We start from the raw sequence: 18,276 nt of genomic DNA on the forward strand, positions 1-18,276 counted from the left end.
TGTGTCCTTCATAACTCTAACTACTTTAGCTTTAACCCTGCGGCCGCTGAATAATTGTTTCAACTACCCGCCGCTTGACTTTTGGATCGATACCAATCAGCCGCACATATTCGCCGCCGTGTTCCGCCAAACAAGTTTCTAAAGATGCAACCACATCTTTTTCTTGTTCAGTTTTAATCGTCGCGCAACTTTGCCAAGAACCAGTTTTAAATCGGCGATTATCTGCATATTCCATGCCAATTTTGCAGCCTCTTGCTAATAACTGCTTTACTTGTTCCAATACCTCGGAACTCAGCCGCGCCACATGACCGTTACCACCTTCAGAACTTGGCTCCTCGTAAGCCTTATAATATTTGGATGACGGGTCGTTTAATTGACTTTGCGTTGGCGCAGCAGCAGGAGCATTGGTGGTTCCTTGAACGTTGAACAGCCGCGATTGGTTGTATTCATCTACTAAGCGCATTTCCTTAATCCGCTTTTGTTGACCCACCATCAAACTGCCCATTTCTAATAAATGAGCGAGACTGAAATTCGGATTATGGAAATCTGGCGCTGCTTCCAAACTGTTTACCAAACGCTTGGAAACTCGCTCGATTCCTATTTTGTGAATGAATTCGCGGATTTGCTCGTCATAAATGCGCGATCGCAAAGCACTAAAAAAGTCGATCGCCTGATCGGCAAAATTATCGACTAACGCCACAATATCGGTTTTTGACAATTTGTCAGACTCAAAAATTCCCCCAACAATGCCAATTTTATCATCCCGGCTCGGTTCCCAATAAAACTTCTCCATCCGCCCGTCGCGAATCAGCGGCGCGTACAGCGTAGAAAAATCATTTCCCGTTACAATAATCGGCACTCGATCCAGTGGCGTACTGTCATAACTTCCCGGTAACTGCACATTAGTTGGATTATCAGCAATATTCATCAGAGTCGCATTGACCATCTGAGTATTGACAGTATATTGAGTAGTCGAATCGAACCTGCCAGCACCAGCATCCAAATCGTTAATAAAGATGGCGCACATCTCGCCGCGCACCTTAATTTGCTCCGCAGCTTCCCGGTAGCGCAAGCGAATTAAACGCGCCGGATCTCCTGCATCCGGGCTTTCTAATTCCCCGCCAGATATCATCACCGGTTCAAAGCCCATCCGCCGAAAAACCAGTTCGGTTTGAAAAGTTTTGCCTTCTCCTTTGCGGCCATGAATTCCCAAAATTAGGGGGACTCTTACTCCGGGCAATTTTAAAAAGTTTTTAGTGATGTGCACCGCAACTTTATCGAGAAAGTTAGGAGAAATGTAATAACTCATCAGTAGATTTGTGAGGGATTAATTGTTGTTACTGTTATGATTTTATGACAAAACTAACAGCCTGCACCGCTAACCTGGATTTTTACCGTACAATCGAGGTCTACATATTATGTGTTAAGGAGCGATTCGTGAGTCCAGAAACCTTATTAAAAGAACCAAGCGTGCAAGCCGAAGCCAGTCCCTTCAGTTCTGAGAGCTTCGACAGCTATGTAATGACGACTTACGGGCGTTTTGCGATCGCCCTAGAACGGGGCCTCGGCTGCCGCGTTTGGGATACCGAGGGCCGCGAATATCTCGATTTTGTGGCGGGTATTGCTACCTGCACGCTGGGACACGCCCACCCGGCAATGATTGCAGCGGTAACTAAGCAAATTCAGACCCTGCACCACGTTTCTAACCTTTATTATATCCCCGTACAGGGCGAGCTGGCGAAGTGGCTTGTAGACCATTCTTGCGCTGACAGAGCCTTCTTTTGCAACTCCGGCGCGGAAGCTAATGAAGCGGCAATTAAACTCGCCCGCAAGTACGCCCACGAAAAATTAAATATCTCGAATCCGACAATCATTACGGCCGTTGCGAGTTTCCACGGGCGGACTTTGGCGACAATTACGGCAACGGGACAGCCTAAATACCAAAAGGGTTTTAGCCCCTTAGTGCCGGGATTTCACTATGTGCCCTACAACGATATTAGTGCGATCGAAAGTGCGATCGACCAACTCGACAAAGACGAACGCCAAGTAGCTGCAATTATGCTGGAAGCGCTGCAAGGCGAAGGCGGAGTTCGCCCCGGAGATATCGCCTACTTCCAGCGCATTCGGGAAATTTGCGACGAAAAAGGCATTTTGCTCATTCTCGACGAAGTGCAAGTCGGGATGGGACGCAGCGGCAAATACTGGGGCTACGAAAACCTCGGCATTGAACCGGATATCTTTACGTCTGCCAAAGGATTGGGCGGCGGTATCCCGATCGGCGCTATGCTGTGCAAATCTTCCTGCGATGTATTTGAACCGGGAAGTCACGCCAGCACTTTCGGCGGCAATCCTTTTGCTTGCGCTGTAGCTTTGTGTGTGTGCCAAACTTTAGAACGGGAAAACCTTCTAGAAAACGTGCAGCAGCGCGGGGAACAGTTGAAAGCAGGGCTCAACAAGTTGGCGGCCGAATATCCGCATTTAATTGCCGAAGTGCGCGGCTGGGGTTTGATTGTCGGGATGGAATTGCAAGCTGATATCGAACTTACATCCGCTGATATTGTCAAATCTGCCATCGCCGCAGGAGTGCTGTTGGTTCCTGCAGGGCCGAAAGTGCTGAGATTTGTCCCGCCGCTGATTGTCACTGCCGCTGAAGTCGATCGAGCTCTGCTGGCAGTGGAATCAGCGCTGCGCCCTCAAGCAGTACAGTAAAATCTACGAAGTTGATTTTTGTTAGCTGTAGCGCTGAAACTCGCGCAATATCCTAGATAAGTCACTTACTCCAGGACACACTCTTCCTCAGAAACCTCGTTTCTTTCGAGATTTCTCGTTACTAAACCCAATAGTTTCCCAGAAACCGGGTTTCTTAACGTAAGTCCCATAAGGGTAAAAGTAAACCCGTCCCGCTGCAAGTCTGTCGGGGCGGGTTTGTCAAGTTTAGAAACGCCTGTGAAACCTGCCGCCACAGGGTGACGGCGCGTTTAACCGCAATTTTACTAGGCACGCGCAAAATCATACTATTAGCGATCGTAGGTGCTAGTTTCGCCATAGCGTGTCTGTTGGGACTTGTCAATCCTGGTTTAACTATTTCGGGCCCTTGTGACTAAACCGAGTACCGTTATAGTAGGAAGGGCAGGTGAGGACGATTGCATCCTCAAGTAATTTTGGGAAGCACTTTCAAGAGAGAAAATATGTAATCCTCGTCACAAAAATTTTTCGTAATGCTTTGTTCATCAACTGTATATTGTGAGAGAATAGAAAAACCAAGGAGGTGATGTTGATTGCTACACCCGGCTATCCAAGTTCGTTTGTATCCTACCCAAAATCAACAAATACAAGTAGCTTCAATTTTTGGGTGTGCGCGTTGGTGGTCTAATTATGGTCTAAATAAATCAATTGAAGTTTATAAAAAAACTGGTGAAGGAATTGGATGCTTAGGGTTCAACACACTTTTACCGACTCCCAAAAAAATAGATGAAAGTGGAGGGTTAGGTGAGTTTTACAGCCAATTTTTGCAATTTACTCCGCTCAAGTTAACCACGACATACAAATTTTTTTTTGATGAATTTGCGGGGTTTTATAACTTCCCATTTCTAGATAAAAAACAGTCATTTCAGTATCCTCAAGACGTTAAAGTTGTAGCGGGTACTAAGAGGTTCCGATATAGGGAAATAACTAAGCCCAAAATAAATAGATATAGATTAAGTGAGGGTGAAATTTATAATTCAATTATTAGTAAAAAATATTCAGGGAAATATCTTGCATCTATACTGACTGAAATCCAAGCTAAGAACCCGACAATAAAAGAAGGTAGGATTGCGGGCATTGATTGCGGGAACTTAGTCGAGATTGATAGAGGGGTTTCCACTTCCAAACTTTGTTCTAATTGTTTCCATCAAATGACCGAGATGCCATTAGATATGAGGGAAGGGACTTGTCCTCACTGTGCTAGCGATCGCGATCGGGAGGGGAACGCAACGATAAAGATAAAAGCAGAAGGTATCAAAATACTAAAGGCGGAAGGTTCAGCCGTTTCGGCTTTAGGAGGCGAGGTAAGACCAAAGCTGGGACGAAAGTCTCAGCTAAGGCACTCGCCTATGAGTACAGAAGCCCCTACTATATTCGGTACTACGATTTAGCGGTGGGTAGTTCACTTGGTTGCACGGAACCAGCGCTCCTATGGTTAATAGTTTGGCGGAATGCACGATGGACGAACAGCGTCGCAAAACTGATGTTAATATGCTCCAAGCGCTGCTGGAAAATCCTGGCGACTCAGGAATAGATTTGATTTTGAGTACGAACCCAAAGTCGATCGACTTTGGGTTCGTGCAAACGCTTTATTTGGAAGAACCAATACTGACGCGAGAAAGTTTGCTTAAAGCTGCAAAATTTTTCCAAAGGGCGATCGCACCCTTAGAATCTGTAAAGGGCAATTATAAATTGCCCGAAACCGGGGCAGCTTATCTGGCTTTTTTAGCAGAAGTATTGCAGGCAGTGGCGCGCGGCGCTGATTCGCAGCACCTGTACTCGCTGCTGAGAAACAATTTAGACAAACTCGACCAAAATTTCGCACAACTGCTGCGCCACTGGGCCACTTTGGTGCTCCCTGCTGCCAAAGAATCCGAGACTAGGCGCATTGCAGCGTTAATCGGCAATCTGAGCAACAAAATTGGGCGGTTTCCCCTCGGCAGCAAAGCTCATAACTTGGAAATCGAAATTGCCGGTTACGAAACAGTTGCTAAGGTGTTTACCCGCAAAGACTTTCCCCAAGAATGGGCGGTGATGCAAAACAATCTGGGCAACGCTTATAGCGATCGTCCCAAAGGTGATAAGGCTCAAAATATCGAACAGGCCATCGCTTGCTTTGAAAATGCCCTACAAGTACGCACGCCCGAACAGTACCCGGAACAGTGGGCGACGCTGCAAAACAATCTGGGCAACGCTTACAGCGAGCGCCTCAGGGGAGATCCGGCAGACAATCTAGAACAGGCGATCGCCTGCTATCAAAACGCGCTGCGAGTTCGCACCCGCGAAACTTTCGGGGAAGAGTGGGCGAGCACTCAAAACAATCTCGGCCGTGCTTACAGTCGGCGGCTGCGGGGCAACCGAGCTGAAAATCTGGAACTGGCAGTCGCTTGCTACCAGAATGCTTTGCAAGTCTACAACCGCAAGGTGTTTCCCCGGCGTTGGGCCACAACTCAAAATAATTTGGCAAATGCTTACTGCGAGTTACTGCGGGGCAACCGAGCTGAAAATCTCGAATACGCGGTTACGTGCTATCAAAGAGCTTTGCAGGTGCGGACTCGGGAAGCTTTTCCGCAGCAGTGGGCGACGACTCAAAGGAATTTGGGCCGGGTGTTTGTCGATCGCATCAAAGGCGATCCGGTGGAAAATTTGGAAATGGCGATCGCCTGCTATCAAAATGCTTTACAAGTCTACACCCGCATCAAATTTCCCGAAGTCTGGGCTTCGATCCAAACTTACCTCGGTAGGATCTACAGTCGGCGGGTGAAAGGGGAAAAAGCCGAAAATATGGAAATGGCGATCGCCTGCTATCAAAATGCTTTGCTGTTTTGCAACCGCCAAAAATCTCCCGAACGCTGGGCAATGCTGTGTGCCTACCTCGGCCGCGCTTTCTGCGAACACCTGAAAGGGGAAAAAAACCGCAACCTCAAAAGCGCGATCGCCTGCTATCAAAATGCGGGCGAAGTCTACACCAGGCAGGCATATCCCAACCGCTGGGCCATGCTGCAAATTTATCTCGGCAGGGCTTATTCGCAACTGACCGAGGCGGAAAACTTGTCCCACATGGAAAGCGCGATCGGTTGCTATCACAGCGCCTGTCAAGTCTACACTCGCGAAACCTATCCCCACCGCTGGGCTGAAATTTTATTTTATTTGGGTCAAGCTTACCGAGTTCGAGGCGACTTGCTTCGCGCCTACGGGGTTTTTACTGCTGCTGTCGATACTGTGGAATTCTTGCGTTGCGAAGTTGGGGTTGATACAGTCGATTTTGGCGATCAGACGAGTACCGCAAAAGTCAAATTAACCCGCACCTGGGCTGGACTCTATAAATGCCTGGTGCAAGTTTGCCTGGAACTCGGCGCTAGCCAACCTGAATATTACGCTAAGGCCCTGGAATACGCCGAACGCCACAAAAATCGGAATTTGGTAGAACTGCTGGTTAAATGCCACTTGACTCCGAAAGCCGAAATTCCTGCAGCGGTGCGAAGCGAGTTGGAGTCGCTGCAACTGGAAATAGCGGGGGAACAGCGGCACCAAGAACAGGGAGAACCTGAGCCGAACACGACCTTGATTTCTGAGGGCGATAGCCAAGGTTTGAGCAGCGGTTCTCTACTGCCGAACTCGGACTTCATGCACTTAAATCTATTGTGGAAGCAGTTTGATAGGTTGATTGCGCGGGAGGTGCAGGCAAACGATCCTTTCTTCAGCCTAGCTCACAAAGTTGAACCGATCGCTTTCGAGCAAATTCGCCAATTGTTGCCTGATGACAATTGCGCTGCTGTGGTGTGGGCGAGTTTGGGAGAGTTGCTGGTTGCTTTTGTGGTGGTAAAGAGTGCACAATATCCCGCCGTTCACCTGTGTTCGCCGGAAAATGCTTTGGCTGCCGAAAGTTGGGCCCAGGAGTACCTCAGCGCTTATTCTGAACAAAAAGGTCGCTGGATCAATCATCTCCCGGCTCGCCTCAAACGCTTGGCATCGCTGCTGGAAATCGATCGAGTGGTGGCGCTGATTCCCGAGAATTGCGATCGGCTGATTTTTGTGCCGCACCGATTTTTGCACGCTTTGCCACTCCACGCTTTGCCTCTGGCTGCGAGAGACGGGTTTGAGGATGGCGGGGGAATTTTTAGGTCTGGGTGGAGCGATCGCAGCGGTTTTGATGGGGAAACCTACAGCCTTTCGGATTTTTCTCAAAGTTCGTCTTTTGGCGACGTTGCAGCGCCTGCTGCTTATTTGATCGATCGATTTGCCGGAGGAATTCGCTATGCTCCTAGCTGTCAGCTATTGCTGTTGAGACAAAGTGCACATGGAGCGGCTATTGGTCGGTACAGACCGCGTTTGCAGCAGCTTTTGGCAATTCCAACTTTCACCAGAGATGCGTTCTACAGTAACATTGAAATCGGCAATATTTCCCAGTATTTTGCCAGTACAGAAGTTGTGCGCCATAAGCCGGCAATTAAAGAGGCTTTTTCCCAAGAAATGTCTGCTAATAATGGGGATTTGCCCCAGCAAATAGGGCAGTTGCAGCAGAAAAAATGCGCTCACTTTGCTTGTTTTAGTTTGCTTAATTTGGCTTGGCCACTGAAATCCGCCGTGTTTTTGAGGAATGATTCTCTGAGTTTGGAGGAAATTTTTAATCTGGATTTTCGGCAATATTTTTTAGTTACTTTATCGGGTTGCGAAATTGCCGCTGGCGGAGTTAGCGGTGCTGGAGGAGATTTTGTGGGTTTGTCGGCGGGTTTGTTGTATGCTGGCACGTCTAGTGTGGTTAGCAGTCTTTGGAAGGTGAATGATGTTTCTACGCTGCTGCTGACGAGCAAGTTTTATGAAAATCTGGGACGGTTTTCTCGGTTGCAGGTGGGAGATGTGGCGATCGCGCTGGGGGACGCTCAAAGGTGGCTGCGGGATTTGACTAGCGAGGAATTGGAGGTGTTGCTGGCGGATTTTCAACCTCAAATTTCGCAAATGTTCGATCGGCTTTCTCAAAGTTCTCGTCTGATTGCGGAGGCTTCTTTGCAGCAAATTCGCAACCGCAAACCCTATCCTTTTGCCAATCCTTATTATTGGGCGGCTTTTACTGCGACTGGGGTTTAGTTATTAGTCATTAGTCATTAGTCATTAGTCATTAGTCATCAGTCAACAGTCAACAGTCAACAGTCATTAGTCATTTAAAAACCCGACACTAACAACTTATTTAAAGTTATCAGTGTCGGGCACAAATTCAACAAATTACCCGCAAAAGTGTTAGGACTTTTTGCCGAAAACTTGTTCTTTCAAGGCTTGAATTTCTTGACCTAATTGTTGCCGGTTGGACGATCGCAGCAAATAGCGGTAGACAAACCACCCGGTGTATCCGATACCAATTAGCTCGAATGTGGGTGCTAGCAGGGGGATGTCGTTGAGTTCATCTATTATCCCCAAAAGCACTTTTAAAGAGATAATCGAGGCTACAATTACACCGATAACAGTCAGGGGACTTTTGTACTGTTCGTAAAAGCTGCCGATGTAAGCGGGAAACTCGGACAAAATTGAGATAATTTGTTCTTTGATCTGCTGGGTCTGACTTGGCGGTTCTTCGGTAATTATGACTTGTGTTGTACCGCTTGAACTGTCTGCTTCATTTCCGGCAGGAATTTCGGTGATGATAACGGTTGTTTCTGGTTCGTTTGATGAAGTCATTTCTCCACTCGCAATAGTTTTTTGCTGGTTGGCTGCAGGTATTTCAACTGCTGCTGCGGCTGTTTCCACAGGCGATATTTCGACTGCTGAAACCTCGGTGCCGGCTGTTTCCACAGGCGATATTTCGACTGCTGAAACCTCGGTGTCGGCTGTTTCCACAGGCGGTTTTTCGACTGCTGAAACCTCCGTTCCGGGTGTTTCGGTAGCCGATATTTCGACTGTTTCCACAGGCGATTTTTCGACTGCTGTCACCTCGGCCGCTGCTGTTTCCACAGTCGGTGTTTCGACTGCTGGCTGTTCTGTAGCAGGAGTTTCGGCGACTGTTTCTGCGTTTGGTTGTTCTGGGGTTGGAGTTTCGGCCGCCACACCAACACCAGGCAAATTCAAGTTGCTAATGGCATCAAGCAAACGGGTTTTAGCCGTTCCTCGCTGGTGAAGGATTACCCAAGATTCTATCAGGTCGGGGCCGTGCATTGCACCTGTCAGAGCGGCTCTGAGCGATCGCATAATTAGCCCTTTGTTAAGATTTTTCTCTTTACTGAGCTTTTTAGTGATTTTCTGAGCTTCCGCTGATGTCAGGCTGGAATGACTTTCCATCGCTTCTACAACTGCTTGTAAAGCTTGTGCAGCCCTTGGTTGCTGCAACTGTGCGAGTGCTTCTTCTTCGTATTCCACCGTGGTGGAGAAGAAAACCTTACACATATCCACAGCATCGGTTAAGCGAACGAGACTCGGGCCGATTAAAGCAGCTATTTGTTCGAGCCAGGGGCGATCGGCCTCTGAGTCAAACTCATAACCGCCTTTCTGCCACCAATAAGGTATCAGCAAATCTGTCAATTGCGGCACTGGCATTTTGTGCAGATATTGACTGTTAAGCCAATTGAGTTTATCCCAATCAAATTTTGCACCAGCTTTGTTGACTCGATAGAATGTAAATAATTCTGCTGCTTCCGACAGTGTAAATATTTCCTGCGTTGAATCCGGCGGAGTCCAACCGAGCAAAGTCATGTAATTAACTAAAGCTTCGGGCAGGTAGCCCATATCTTTGAAGTCAGAAATCGAGGTTACGCCGTCGCGTTTAGAAAGCTTTTGCCCTTGGGAGTTTAAAATCAGCGGCGTGTGGCCAAATTCTGGGATTGTCGCGCCCAAAGCTTCGTAGAGCAATATTTGTTTCGGAGTATTGCCGATGTGATCTTCGCCGCGGATGACGTGGGTGATGCCCATGTCGATGTCATCGACAACTACGGCGAGGTTGTAGAGTGGTTGGCCGATGACGCCGCCGCTGGATGCACGGGCAATCACCATATCGCCGCCGAGGTCGCTACCTTTCCAGGTTACGGTGTCGCGCACCATGTCGTTCCAAGAAATTGTGCGATCGTCGTCGATGATAAACCGAATCACAGCTTGTCGCCCTTCGCCTTCAAAAGCTGCGCGCTGTTTGCTTGTCAAGTTGCGGTGCCGGTTGTCGTAGCGGGGGGCTTGTTTGTTGGCTTTTTGTGCTTCCCGCATTTCGTCGAGTTCTTCCGACGTGGTGTAGCAGCGGTAGGCGAGTCCATTGTCGAGAAGGGTTTGGACTGCTTGGCGGTATATTTCCAGACGCTGTGACTGAAAACTCGGGCCTTCGTCCCAGCTCATTCCCAGCCAGGTGAGTCCTTCGAGGATGTTATCGGTGTATTCGCTTTTAGAACGTTCTACGTCTGTGTCTTCTACCCGCAGGATGAATTTGCCGCCTTGGTTGCGGGCAAACAGCCAGTTGAATACGGCGGTTCTGGCGGTACCGATGTGTAGGTTTCCGGTGGGACTGGGGGCTAGACGGACTCTGACATTCATGTAGATTTTTGCTTTTAGATTGGGGGCGATTTGCTGGTTGGGGGAATAGCTGATGTTTAAGACTTTAAATTTTATTATATTTTGTTGCCGAATTAACAGTTGTGCTTGGCAGGTGCTTTGCCTCGAATTGTTGGATCTTCGACTATCGGGGGATCGGGCGAAAGTCTCCGGCAAGGCAGGAGAGGGCATCTTGATGATATTAGCTTGCGGGTGGTCAAGACTGGATTCACCTTTGGGACTATTTTTCACACCACAAATAACTGCTTTAGGAGTACCCAAGGCCCACCTGATAACTATTGATGCTTGTAAAATGTTTGTGTGCGATCGATGACATTAAAATATATTTCCCTATGTCTGCTGCTAAAACTGAGTTTTCCGAATCTGTTGCGCCCTCACCCGAGTCTGCTGCGCCTGCTTGGCAGATTGAGTTGCTGTACGACGGTGAATGTCCTCTGTGCGTGCGAGAGGTTAATTTCTTAAAAAAACGCGACGCGGGGCGAGATTTAGTGTCGTTTGTGGATATTGCGGATGATGGCTACAACCCGCAGGCCCACGGCGGAATCGACTACGAAACGGCGATGGGTAGGATTCACGCGATATTACCCGACGGTACGGCAATTAAAAATGTGGAGGTTTTTCGTCGCACCTACGAGATTTTAGGTATGGGCTGGGTTTATGCTGTGACTAAGTTACCAGTGCTCGGGGCGATCGCCAATTGGCTGTACGGAATTTGGGCAGACTGGCGGCTGAAGCTGACGGGAAGGCCGGATTTAGCAACTATTATGAGCGATCGAACTCAGCGGATCGAGTGCGAAAGTCAAGGTCACTGCCGGCCCAACTCGAAATGAGTCATATTTAGTAAGTGCGATCGACCTATCAGAAGATGTGAGCAGAAACAGACTGCAACTAACATTAAAGATGGACTACTATTAAAGGTCAAAAAAAATGCAAGATGCAGGCTATACAGTCTTCATGGGCTTCGGTGGTCTCTGGATACTTATGGGAATTGCCGCTGTGATTTTCCTGTTAAAATCGGACGGTCAAAAACTTAGGTTTGGCAAATGGGGACTGCTAGTGGCGATTCCGATCCTCGTGCCCATCGTCCTGGTTTTGACATATCAGATAGCCCGACCCTTTATTTCCTCGCACCTTTGAGGGCTGCTGGGAGTCGATCGTCCGTGGAAGAAAGGAATTAGTTAAATTAAGTTTAGTATTATTGCTCATTTTCGGGCGATCGCAACTGCTCGTTCGCCCATTGACGCAAAGACCGAATTATGGCATTGTCATCTACAGTTTCTGCCATCTGCAAAAATTGATTCAGCATTGCTACAGAAAGGATGGAAAATGTCGGACTGCGATCGCAGGAAATATATTCCCGATTTTGCAATTGATAAATTTGTACAGTTTGTGCCCGATACCGCCAAACTTCAGGGATTTCTAGCTGTGTGTAAACTACAAATCGATTAGAAGAAGGACTGGTAATATCAACTTCAATTACCAAGTCTGGGGGAGGGTCGGTTGAGATGTCAAGCCTTCTTCCTAGAATGCGATCAACATTTTGGATATAAAAACATGAATCTGGTTCTGCACCTTGTTCTAAATCTTCACGGTTGAGGGTCGTCGAACCAAATCCCTTAATCTTCAAGTCCAATTCTTCAGTCAAAGCTGTAACAATTCGTTTGAGCAAACAGTTAATAGTTTCATGCAAGTCGGATGGCATGAGAATTTCTAAGACTCCTTGAGAATATGAAAATCGCGAGGATCTCTTGTCTCCTGCTTCTGCTAATAAGCTTTCGTAAGTCTGCCAACTGATATTAGATAATACTACCCGTTGTGTCGTTTCTTCCGGTGAGGGCTTAATGTTCGTAACGGTCATATTTTCCCGCTCCTTAATCATGTCCTGCTATCTAAATATCATAAGATTCGTAGTCAGGACTTTAGTCCTTTTTTATCCGCAGGAGGACTGAAGTCCTGACTACAAACTAACTCAATTTAGAAAGAGATTTATGAAAGGTTTAAACTTTCTATTTACGAGAGAACGGGACAGACGGGGCTCGAACCCGCAACTTCCGCCGTGACAGGGCGGTGCTCTAACCAATTGAACTACTGTCCCTCGTTTTGCCGTTTTTTCAGGCACAATTTCTATTATGCCTATAACTTCACCTTTTGTCAAGAGGTTTTTTGAACTTTTATTTGGAAGCCCAAAATTTGAGTCTCTTGCAGCGGACTGAAGTTGTTGTCGCTCACCAAAATCAGACCTCTGCTAGCATCCGCCAGGGCGGGGCCAAATGTCAACCCCTCAATGTTGTCTAGGGGAATTTTCAGGGTTTCCAAATCCAGCAGCAGGCGTTTTTGAGCGGGAGAAACCTCGCTGAGACGGCTTTTGAGGCTTTCGAGTGCTTCTATACGATCGCCCTTTTCGAGAGAAATCTCAAAAATTCTGATAGTCGTGCCGGTTTCCAGGGAGAAAGCACGCTCTAAACTCAGCAAGCGGTTATCGTCGATCGCCAACAAATCCACTAAACCGTTGCTAGTCAATTTTCCCAAAGGATTCGCGCCAGCGGGTAGGGGTTCGGTGATGTAGAGAAACGATGCTTCTGGATTGCCACTCACCGCATCGTAGCGCAAAATCCGGCACGGACTCCCGGTTTCCAGGGAAGCTGCGGCGCCATCTTGAACCAAGGCGTTTTCGGTAGCTGTAAATAGGTATTTGCGATCGGGCGTTAAAGTTAAACTTTCAAAAGCGAGATTGTTGCGGATGCCTTTAGTGCCTTTGTCATCCGGCAAAAATAGTTCTGGAATTGCCAGCGTTTTCAGGAGTTTACCATCGAGGGAGAACTCTTTGATAAAAGGATTTATTTGGCGCTCGACATCTCCCTCAGAAGAAACAAACACGCTATTTCCAGTAAAAGCTATCCCTTCCGGATCTAAACTTAATTCCGGAAAACCTTTGCCGTTTTCATCTAATAAAGTAGTGACGCCAGTAAAAGTAATTTGCTGTTTTTCCAGTTTCCCAGATTGCAAGTTAATTTTGAGAGTATAGAAGCGCGCCGGAGCCTTGCTGCTGCGGTCATCAGAAATGGCATAATAAACTTGTTTTTCGGCATCATAAGTAATGCTCGAAAGTCCGCCAATTTCCGTCCCCTGAAATGGAGAACCTGTAGGAAATATTGCTCTGCCGATAAAATCTATTTTCGTAACGGCGAAAGATTTGGCTGACTGGTTTACCCAAATAGCAACAGTTGCTGCCATCAAAAAACAGACAATAAATATAGTTGCTTTTGCTAGCTTTCGCATTTTACCAATAAATACATTATTACCTACCTTCTTCTTCCCTTTCTTCCTTCGCGCCCTACCCTTCGGGAACGGCTTCGCCGAACGCGTCTTCGCGGTTCGTTACATCTAAAAATCACGGCTCATGATTCAGCAAAAAATTGGTCAACCAATCTTTAACTATGTATGTAGCGCGACAGTCGTCCTCATTGTAGCGGACGATCGCCTCCAAGAGCGATCGATCGCCAGTTTTGAGCCAATCGTCGTACCAGCAGACGCACTGAGCACCATTAGCCTTAGCATCTCGCCAGTCAAAACCCAGCCAGCGGGCAATTGGTTTGAGTGCGTAACTTTCCACCGGCATAATCGCTTTTTGCGTCACTTGTTTGTGAATATCTACAAACCGTTTCAGCACGGGTTTCCACAAATAAGCTGGTGTACTGTAAAGTTTAGCCAGTCGCTTAAAAGTCTTGACTTCGTAGTCGCAAAAGTGGAAAATTGGAGCAATAGGATAAGCCCACATTAATTCTAAAAATTGCTGCCAGATTGCACCTTCCTCTGCTGCTGATTCTGCTAAAAAGCCGTGGAATTTTTCCGTATTGTTGTACCTGTCAACAACTAAGACTCCGTGGAGGTAATCCAAGTTTAACTCGGGTTCCGCTTCAATGTCAAAGTAGAGTTCGATTGGGGCGATCGGCAAAAAGACAGATTGGGAATACGAAATTGGTTTCTTGCGGAGAATTGGCGCAGGTATAGAAGATGTTGCAGGTTTATTTTCTCTAATTTTTACTTCCTCAACTGCAATGTCATTCAAGATATTGTCTACAATATCTGGTACTATTTCAGATGAGTTAAGTTCTGCTGAATTCTCACTTCTACCTTCTTCTTGATTGTTCATCCCTGTATCCCTGTCAAAATCCGTGTCGTGCCTTCCTTCTTCCTTCTTCCTTCTTCCTTCTTCGCGCAACAGCGGTTGATTTAGCAAGTGCGATTGAGCTTGCTGCACCACATCAAAAGCAACTCTGTCAGGGAATTCTGGATACTCAGCAAGCAGTGCGGAACTAGCATTAGCGAGAGCTTCAACATCAGTAATTTCGAGAGTTTTTAGTCTAGCATAGCGGCTGGCAGTAACTCCCGGCAATAAGGAAAGATGTTTAATAGATTCGGCTTCGGCGTGACAGATAGTATACCAACCGCAAAGATTGCACTTTTGCCGGGAAATGAAAACCTCTGGTTTATCCCGATTTTCTATCATTTGAATACAGTTGTCTAAAATCTCGAACATCTGAGGAGTTCGCTGGTCGAGATTCACCTGCCACCACCCTTTTTTTCGCAGCATCAGCCACGCAGTCTCTGGCATTGTTTCCAGCACGGAAGCTAAAACTTGGGCGTGAAAAGCTGCGATAATTTGATACTCTTGTTTTGGTCGCTTGCTAAGCCAAATATCCGCAGTAATATAACTCCAATTGCCAAATTTTGATTGTCCCGGCTGTTTGATTAATAAATGGGGGCGGCTGATTAGGGTAATGTTTGAAGAGTGCAGATTGGAGGATGAAATATCAACGGGAGTTTCGGGGATTTCGCCAAATTCTGGGAAATATTGACTGTCAATTCCTACCAGAGAAGTTGTTGCGCCGTTGGTTTGGCCGAATTCGCCCTGGATCAGAACTCCTCGGTAAATGCGATCGACCCCTTGCTGCATTAAACTCAATGTAGCGGCCGCGCCGGCTTCCCAATCCCCTCTAGGATAATATGGTTGTTGGTAAGTCTCGTGTTCCAAAGCTTGCTGCTGGTATGCGGCGCTGTCGCGCATCAGTTTCAGCAAAAAGTCGCTGGGGGGGTCTAGTTGTTTCCAGTCTCCGCAGGTATCTAAAAATGCTCGGAGATTGCATCGTTGATAGGAAAGTAGCAGTTTGTCAGTTATTAACATTTAGTATTCGCAAGGCAGAGAGTATCAGGCAAAAGGTATAAAATTCACAGCATTAGTTATTCAATATTAACGCTATCAATAATTCCCAAAAAAAATGACAAAGGACAATCACCGGCAACAATTCCCTGCTTTGGCCAATAAAGCTTATTTTAACTACGGCGGACAAGGGCCGCTGCCTGAGCCTGCTTTAGAGGCGATTTATGAGGCTTACAAACGGGTGCAGCTTGGGGGGCCGTTTTCGGGGGAAGTGGGGGCTTGGGTGGTTCAGGAGGCGATGCTGACGCGACGTGCGATCGCATCTGAGTTGACCGTACCTCCTGAAACCATTGCCCTAACTGAAGATGTCACCGTCGGCTGCAATATTGCGCTGTGGGGCATTGACTGGAAAGCGGGCGACCATTTGCTGCTTTCTGATTGCGAACACCCCGGCATTGTAGCTAGTGTAATGGAACTTCAGCGCCGTTTCAACATTGAGGTTTCGATTTGTCCGTTGGCGGCAACTTTGAATGAGGGCGATGCGGTGGCGGTGATTGCTGATAGTTTGCGGCCAAATACTCGCTTGTTGGTTATCAGTCACATTTTGTGGAATACGGGCCAAGTTTTGCCTCTGGCTGAGATTGTAAAAGTGTGTCATCAAACAGGAGTCAAAGTGTTAGTTGATGCGGCTCAATCTGTGGGGGTTTTGCCTTTAAATTTGATTGAATCGGGTGTTGACTTTTATGCTTTTACGGGTCATAAATGGTGGTGTGGCCCGGAAGGTTTGGGCGGGCTTTATGTGAGTGCTGAAGCTTTGGCAGATTTGCATCCGGTGTTTATCGGTTGGCGGGGAATTGTGACGGATGCTAATGCTAAAGTCCTTGGGTGGAAGCCTGGAGCACAGCGCTATGAAATTGCGACTTCGGCTTATCCTTTGTATGCGGGCTTGCGGAGTGCGATCGCCCTGCAACATGAATGGGGTACGATCGAGGAAAGGTATGCAGAAATTTGCCGTTTGAGTAAGTATCTCTGGCAGCGTTTGTCGGAACTTCGCGATGTAGAATGTTTGCGGACATCTGCGCCGGAAGCTGGTTTGGTTTCGTTTCGATTAAGTAATGGGATGCCGCACAAAAAGCTGGTCGATTTGTTGGAAAAACAGGGAATTATGGTAAGGACTATTCTTAATCCTGATTGTGTGCGGGCTTGTGTGCACTATTTTACAACAGAGGCGGAGATTGATAAGTTGGTTGGGGCGATCGCACATCAATTAGTATAGCCGGGGCGGGTTTATTTATAGTCCTGGACGCCCGGGTAGTCAGAAACCGGGCGATGGCTAAGATATCCAACCACCTCTTCGTCTGATAGTAAGTTTATTCCGAGGATAGAACAAATAATTTTACTTAGTTCTACCCTTTTCTCTAGGTAGTCTCCACGAATAATAAAATCTATAAATGTCCTTTCATTTTTAATCAATTCAATAAGTTTGTTTAAATCTCTATATCCTTCCGGTAGGTAATCTTCTACTTCTCCTTTACTAAGAACAAAAATTTTATCCTCCATTTTTTCTGTGATAAATTTTTCAAATAATGGCAATTGTTGAGCGCTTTTATTATCGGGTAAGTTCATTTTTCTCGACTTGATATAATTACAAAGGTTTGTTAGATCGTCAAAATTTTTACTCTTTATAGCCTCTTCAATTTGCTCAAACAATGTTTGACCATCAATACTTTTTTTGTGATTAATAACCTCTCGATCTATTTTTGAATAATCCACTCTAAACATTTTCTTGAGTTCTTCACTACCAATCTGTAAAATATAATCTAGGTCTGCAATTATGTAATTGTCCAACTCAATTTTTTTTAGAAATTTACGATATTTTTCCAAATTAATTTTTCCATATACCTCCAAAACTTCTATAATTTCACTGTTTTCGGCTTTCTTATAAAGATTAATTAATTGCTCCCAAAAAATCCTATCGGTAATTCCTTCCACAAGAATTACCTTATCCGCAAAAAATATTTTCTCGTTGTTATGGCTATTAATTATGTGGAGAAGGTCTTTAGTTTCCTCAAAATTGCTTTTAAGAAAATTTTTTATAGTGCTTTTACCACTCGATTTATACACCCTCACAATCTTCGATATAGTTCTCTGATTAATAAATATAGGAGAATGCGTTGAAAAAATAAATTGGTTCTGTGTTAAATCAGCTAAATCAAAGAATAAGTCAAGGAGTAGAGATTGCCATTTAGGGTGTAAATGAACTTCAGGTTCATCTACAATTATCAAGCCATTTTTAATATTATATGCAAAAATTCCCAATAAAAAATTTAGAATTTCTTTTTCTCCCGAACTCGCCTGATGTAAAGAAAATTTTGTATTTTCTTGGATTTTTAGCAGAATAATCTCATAAGTATTACTGTTTGCATCTTTAAGCTCTACATTCCATGAATATCCCAATTTATTTAAATATTTAGTTACTAACTTAACTTCTTCATCTGCATCCCAATTTTTTTCGTATCCTTGAGTCCTAGCAAGCATTTCATACTTCCGTCTCTTTTGTGCAAAGTATATTGATGCTAGCTGTATTAAAGAAGTTGTACTTCGAGACGTAGCTGATGAATAATTACTTAATAAACTATAATAGCTGCCACCCCCTAAGGTGACTTGAAGTAGCGGGTCTCCTCCTCTGTAAGGCGAAAAATATACATATTTTGGGCTAAGGCGAGTATCAAGAGGTAAAAGCTCCAAATCAATAGCCTTCTGTATAACTATTGATAAAAGTTCATAATAGTTCAAAAATTTAAGATAAATTAATTCTGGTGAATTCAAAAATGGGTATACAAGTACAT

At 45.9% G+C, this 18,276-nt stretch carries 13 protein-coding genes, 1 tRNA gene and 1 pseudogene; 6 read left to right on the plus strand and 9 right to left on the minus strand.

The window, feature by feature from the left end; all coding sequences use genetic code 11:
- Positions 1–31 precede the first annotated feature (31 nt).
- On the minus strand, positions 32–1,309 hold the full coding sequence (locus QUA74_RS07155) for a ribulose bisphosphate carboxylase small subunit (RefSeq protein ID WP_333326485.1): 1,278 nt from the start codon (positions 1,307–1,309) through the stop codon (positions 32–34).
- A gap of 128 nt (positions 1,310–1,437) precedes the next feature.
- Here QUA74_RS07155 and QUA74_RS07160 point away from each other — a divergent pair, with 128 nt between their 5' ends.
- Positions 1,438–2,709: an aspartate aminotransferase family protein gene (locus tag QUA74_RS07160; protein ID WP_333326487.1), complete on the plus strand. Its 1,272-nt coding sequence runs from the start codon at positions 1,438–1,440 to the stop codon at positions 2,707–2,709.
- A 154-nt stretch (positions 2,710–2,863) separates the two neighbouring features.
- Here the strand turns inward: QUA74_RS07160 and QUA74_RS07165 are convergent, their stop codons facing one another.
- Positions 2,864–3,046, minus strand: coding sequence for a hypothetical protein (locus QUA74_RS07165; RefSeq protein ID WP_333326489.1), 183 nt, complete (start codon positions 3,044–3,046; stop codon positions 2,864–2,866).
- A gap of 232 nt (positions 3,047–3,278) precedes the next feature.
- Here QUA74_RS07165 and QUA74_RS07170 point away from each other — a divergent pair, with 232 nt between their 5' ends.
- Positions 3,279–4,136, plus strand: a complete 858-nt coding sequence (locus QUA74_RS07170) for a helix-turn-helix domain-containing protein (protein ID WP_333326491.1) — start codon at positions 3,279–3,281, stop codon at positions 4,134–4,136.
- A 40-nt stretch (positions 4,137–4,176) separates the two neighbouring features.
- Entirely contained in the window at positions 4,177–7,833 is a 3,657-nt protein-coding gene (locus tag QUA74_RS07175; protein ID WP_333326493.1) for a CHAT domain-containing tetratricopeptide repeat protein, read from the plus strand.
- 150 nt (positions 7,834–7,983) lie between these two features.
- Here QUA74_RS07175 and QUA74_RS07180 read toward each other — a convergent pair whose 3' ends face one another.
- Positions 7,984–8,418, minus strand: a complete 435-nt coding sequence (locus tag QUA74_RS07180; RefSeq protein ID WP_333326590.1) for a CAAD domain-containing protein — start codon at positions 8,416–8,418, stop codon at positions 7,984–7,986.
- A gap of 387 nt (positions 8,419–8,805) precedes the next feature.
- Positions 8,806–10,248: pseudogene (gene gltX / locus QUA74_RS07185) on the minus strand (glutamate--tRNA ligase); the annotation flags it as partial.
- A 350-nt stretch (positions 10,249–10,598) separates the two neighbouring features.
- Here gltX and QUA74_RS07190 point away from each other — a divergent pair.
- A complete protein-coding gene (locus QUA74_RS07190) occupies positions 10,599–11,096 on the plus strand; it encodes a DUF393 domain-containing protein (RefSeq protein ID WP_333326495.1) in 498 nt (165 codons plus the stop codon).
- A 97-nt stretch (positions 11,097–11,193) separates the two neighbouring features.
- Positions 11,194–11,403, plus strand: a complete 210-nt coding sequence (locus tag QUA74_RS07195) for a hypothetical protein (RefSeq protein WP_190735803.1) — start codon at positions 11,194–11,196, stop codon at positions 11,401–11,403.
- A 58-nt stretch (positions 11,404–11,461) separates the two neighbouring features.
- Here the strand turns inward: QUA74_RS07195 and QUA74_RS07200 are convergent, their stop codons facing one another.
- The 4 genes from QUA74_RS07200 to QUA74_RS07215 all read right to left on the minus strand — a co-directional run bounded on the left by QUA74_RS07200 (position 11,462) and on the right by QUA74_RS07215 (position 15,451).
- On the minus strand, positions 11,462–12,124 hold the full coding sequence (locus QUA74_RS07200; protein WP_333326497.1) for a Uma2 family endonuclease: 663 nt from the start codon (positions 12,122–12,124) through the stop codon (positions 11,462–11,464).
- 163 nt (positions 12,125–12,287) lie between these two features.
- A tRNA-Asp gene (locus QUA74_RS07205) sits at positions 12,288–12,361 on the minus strand.
- A gap of 56 nt (positions 12,362–12,417) precedes the next feature.
- A complete protein-coding gene (locus QUA74_RS07210) occupies positions 12,418–13,545 on the minus strand; it encodes an esterase-like activity of phytase family protein (RefSeq protein WP_333326498.1) in 1,128 nt (375 codons plus the stop codon).
- Positions 13,546–13,657: 112 nt separating this feature from the next.
- Positions 13,658–15,451 carry a TM0106 family RecB-like putative nuclease gene (locus tag QUA74_RS07215; RefSeq protein ID WP_333326500.1) on the minus strand — a complete coding sequence of 598 codons (1,794 nt, stop codon included), beginning with the start codon at positions 15,449–15,451 and terminating at the stop codon, positions 13,658–13,660.
- Between the two features lie 94 nt (positions 15,452–15,545).
- Here QUA74_RS07215 and QUA74_RS07220 point away from each other — a divergent pair, with 94 nt between their 5' ends.
- On the plus strand, positions 15,546–16,703 hold the full coding sequence (locus tag QUA74_RS07220) for an aminotransferase class V-fold PLP-dependent enzyme (RefSeq protein WP_333326502.1): 1,158 nt from the start codon (positions 15,546–15,548) through the stop codon (positions 16,701–16,703).
- 11 nt (positions 16,704–16,714) lie between these two features.
- Here QUA74_RS07220 and QUA74_RS07225 read toward each other — a convergent pair whose 3' ends face one another.
- Positions 16,715–18,256 (minus strand): AAA family ATPase, encoded by a 1,542-nt coding sequence (locus QUA74_RS07225; protein WP_333326504.1) that lies wholly within the window; start codon positions 18,254–18,256, stop codon positions 16,715–16,717.
- Positions 18,257–18,276: the final 20 nt, after the last annotated feature.

This window comes from Microcoleus sp. LAD1_D3, assembly GCF_036702135.1.
Lineage (GTDB): Bacteria > Cyanobacteriota > Cyanobacteriia > Cyanobacteriales > Microcoleaceae > Microcoleus.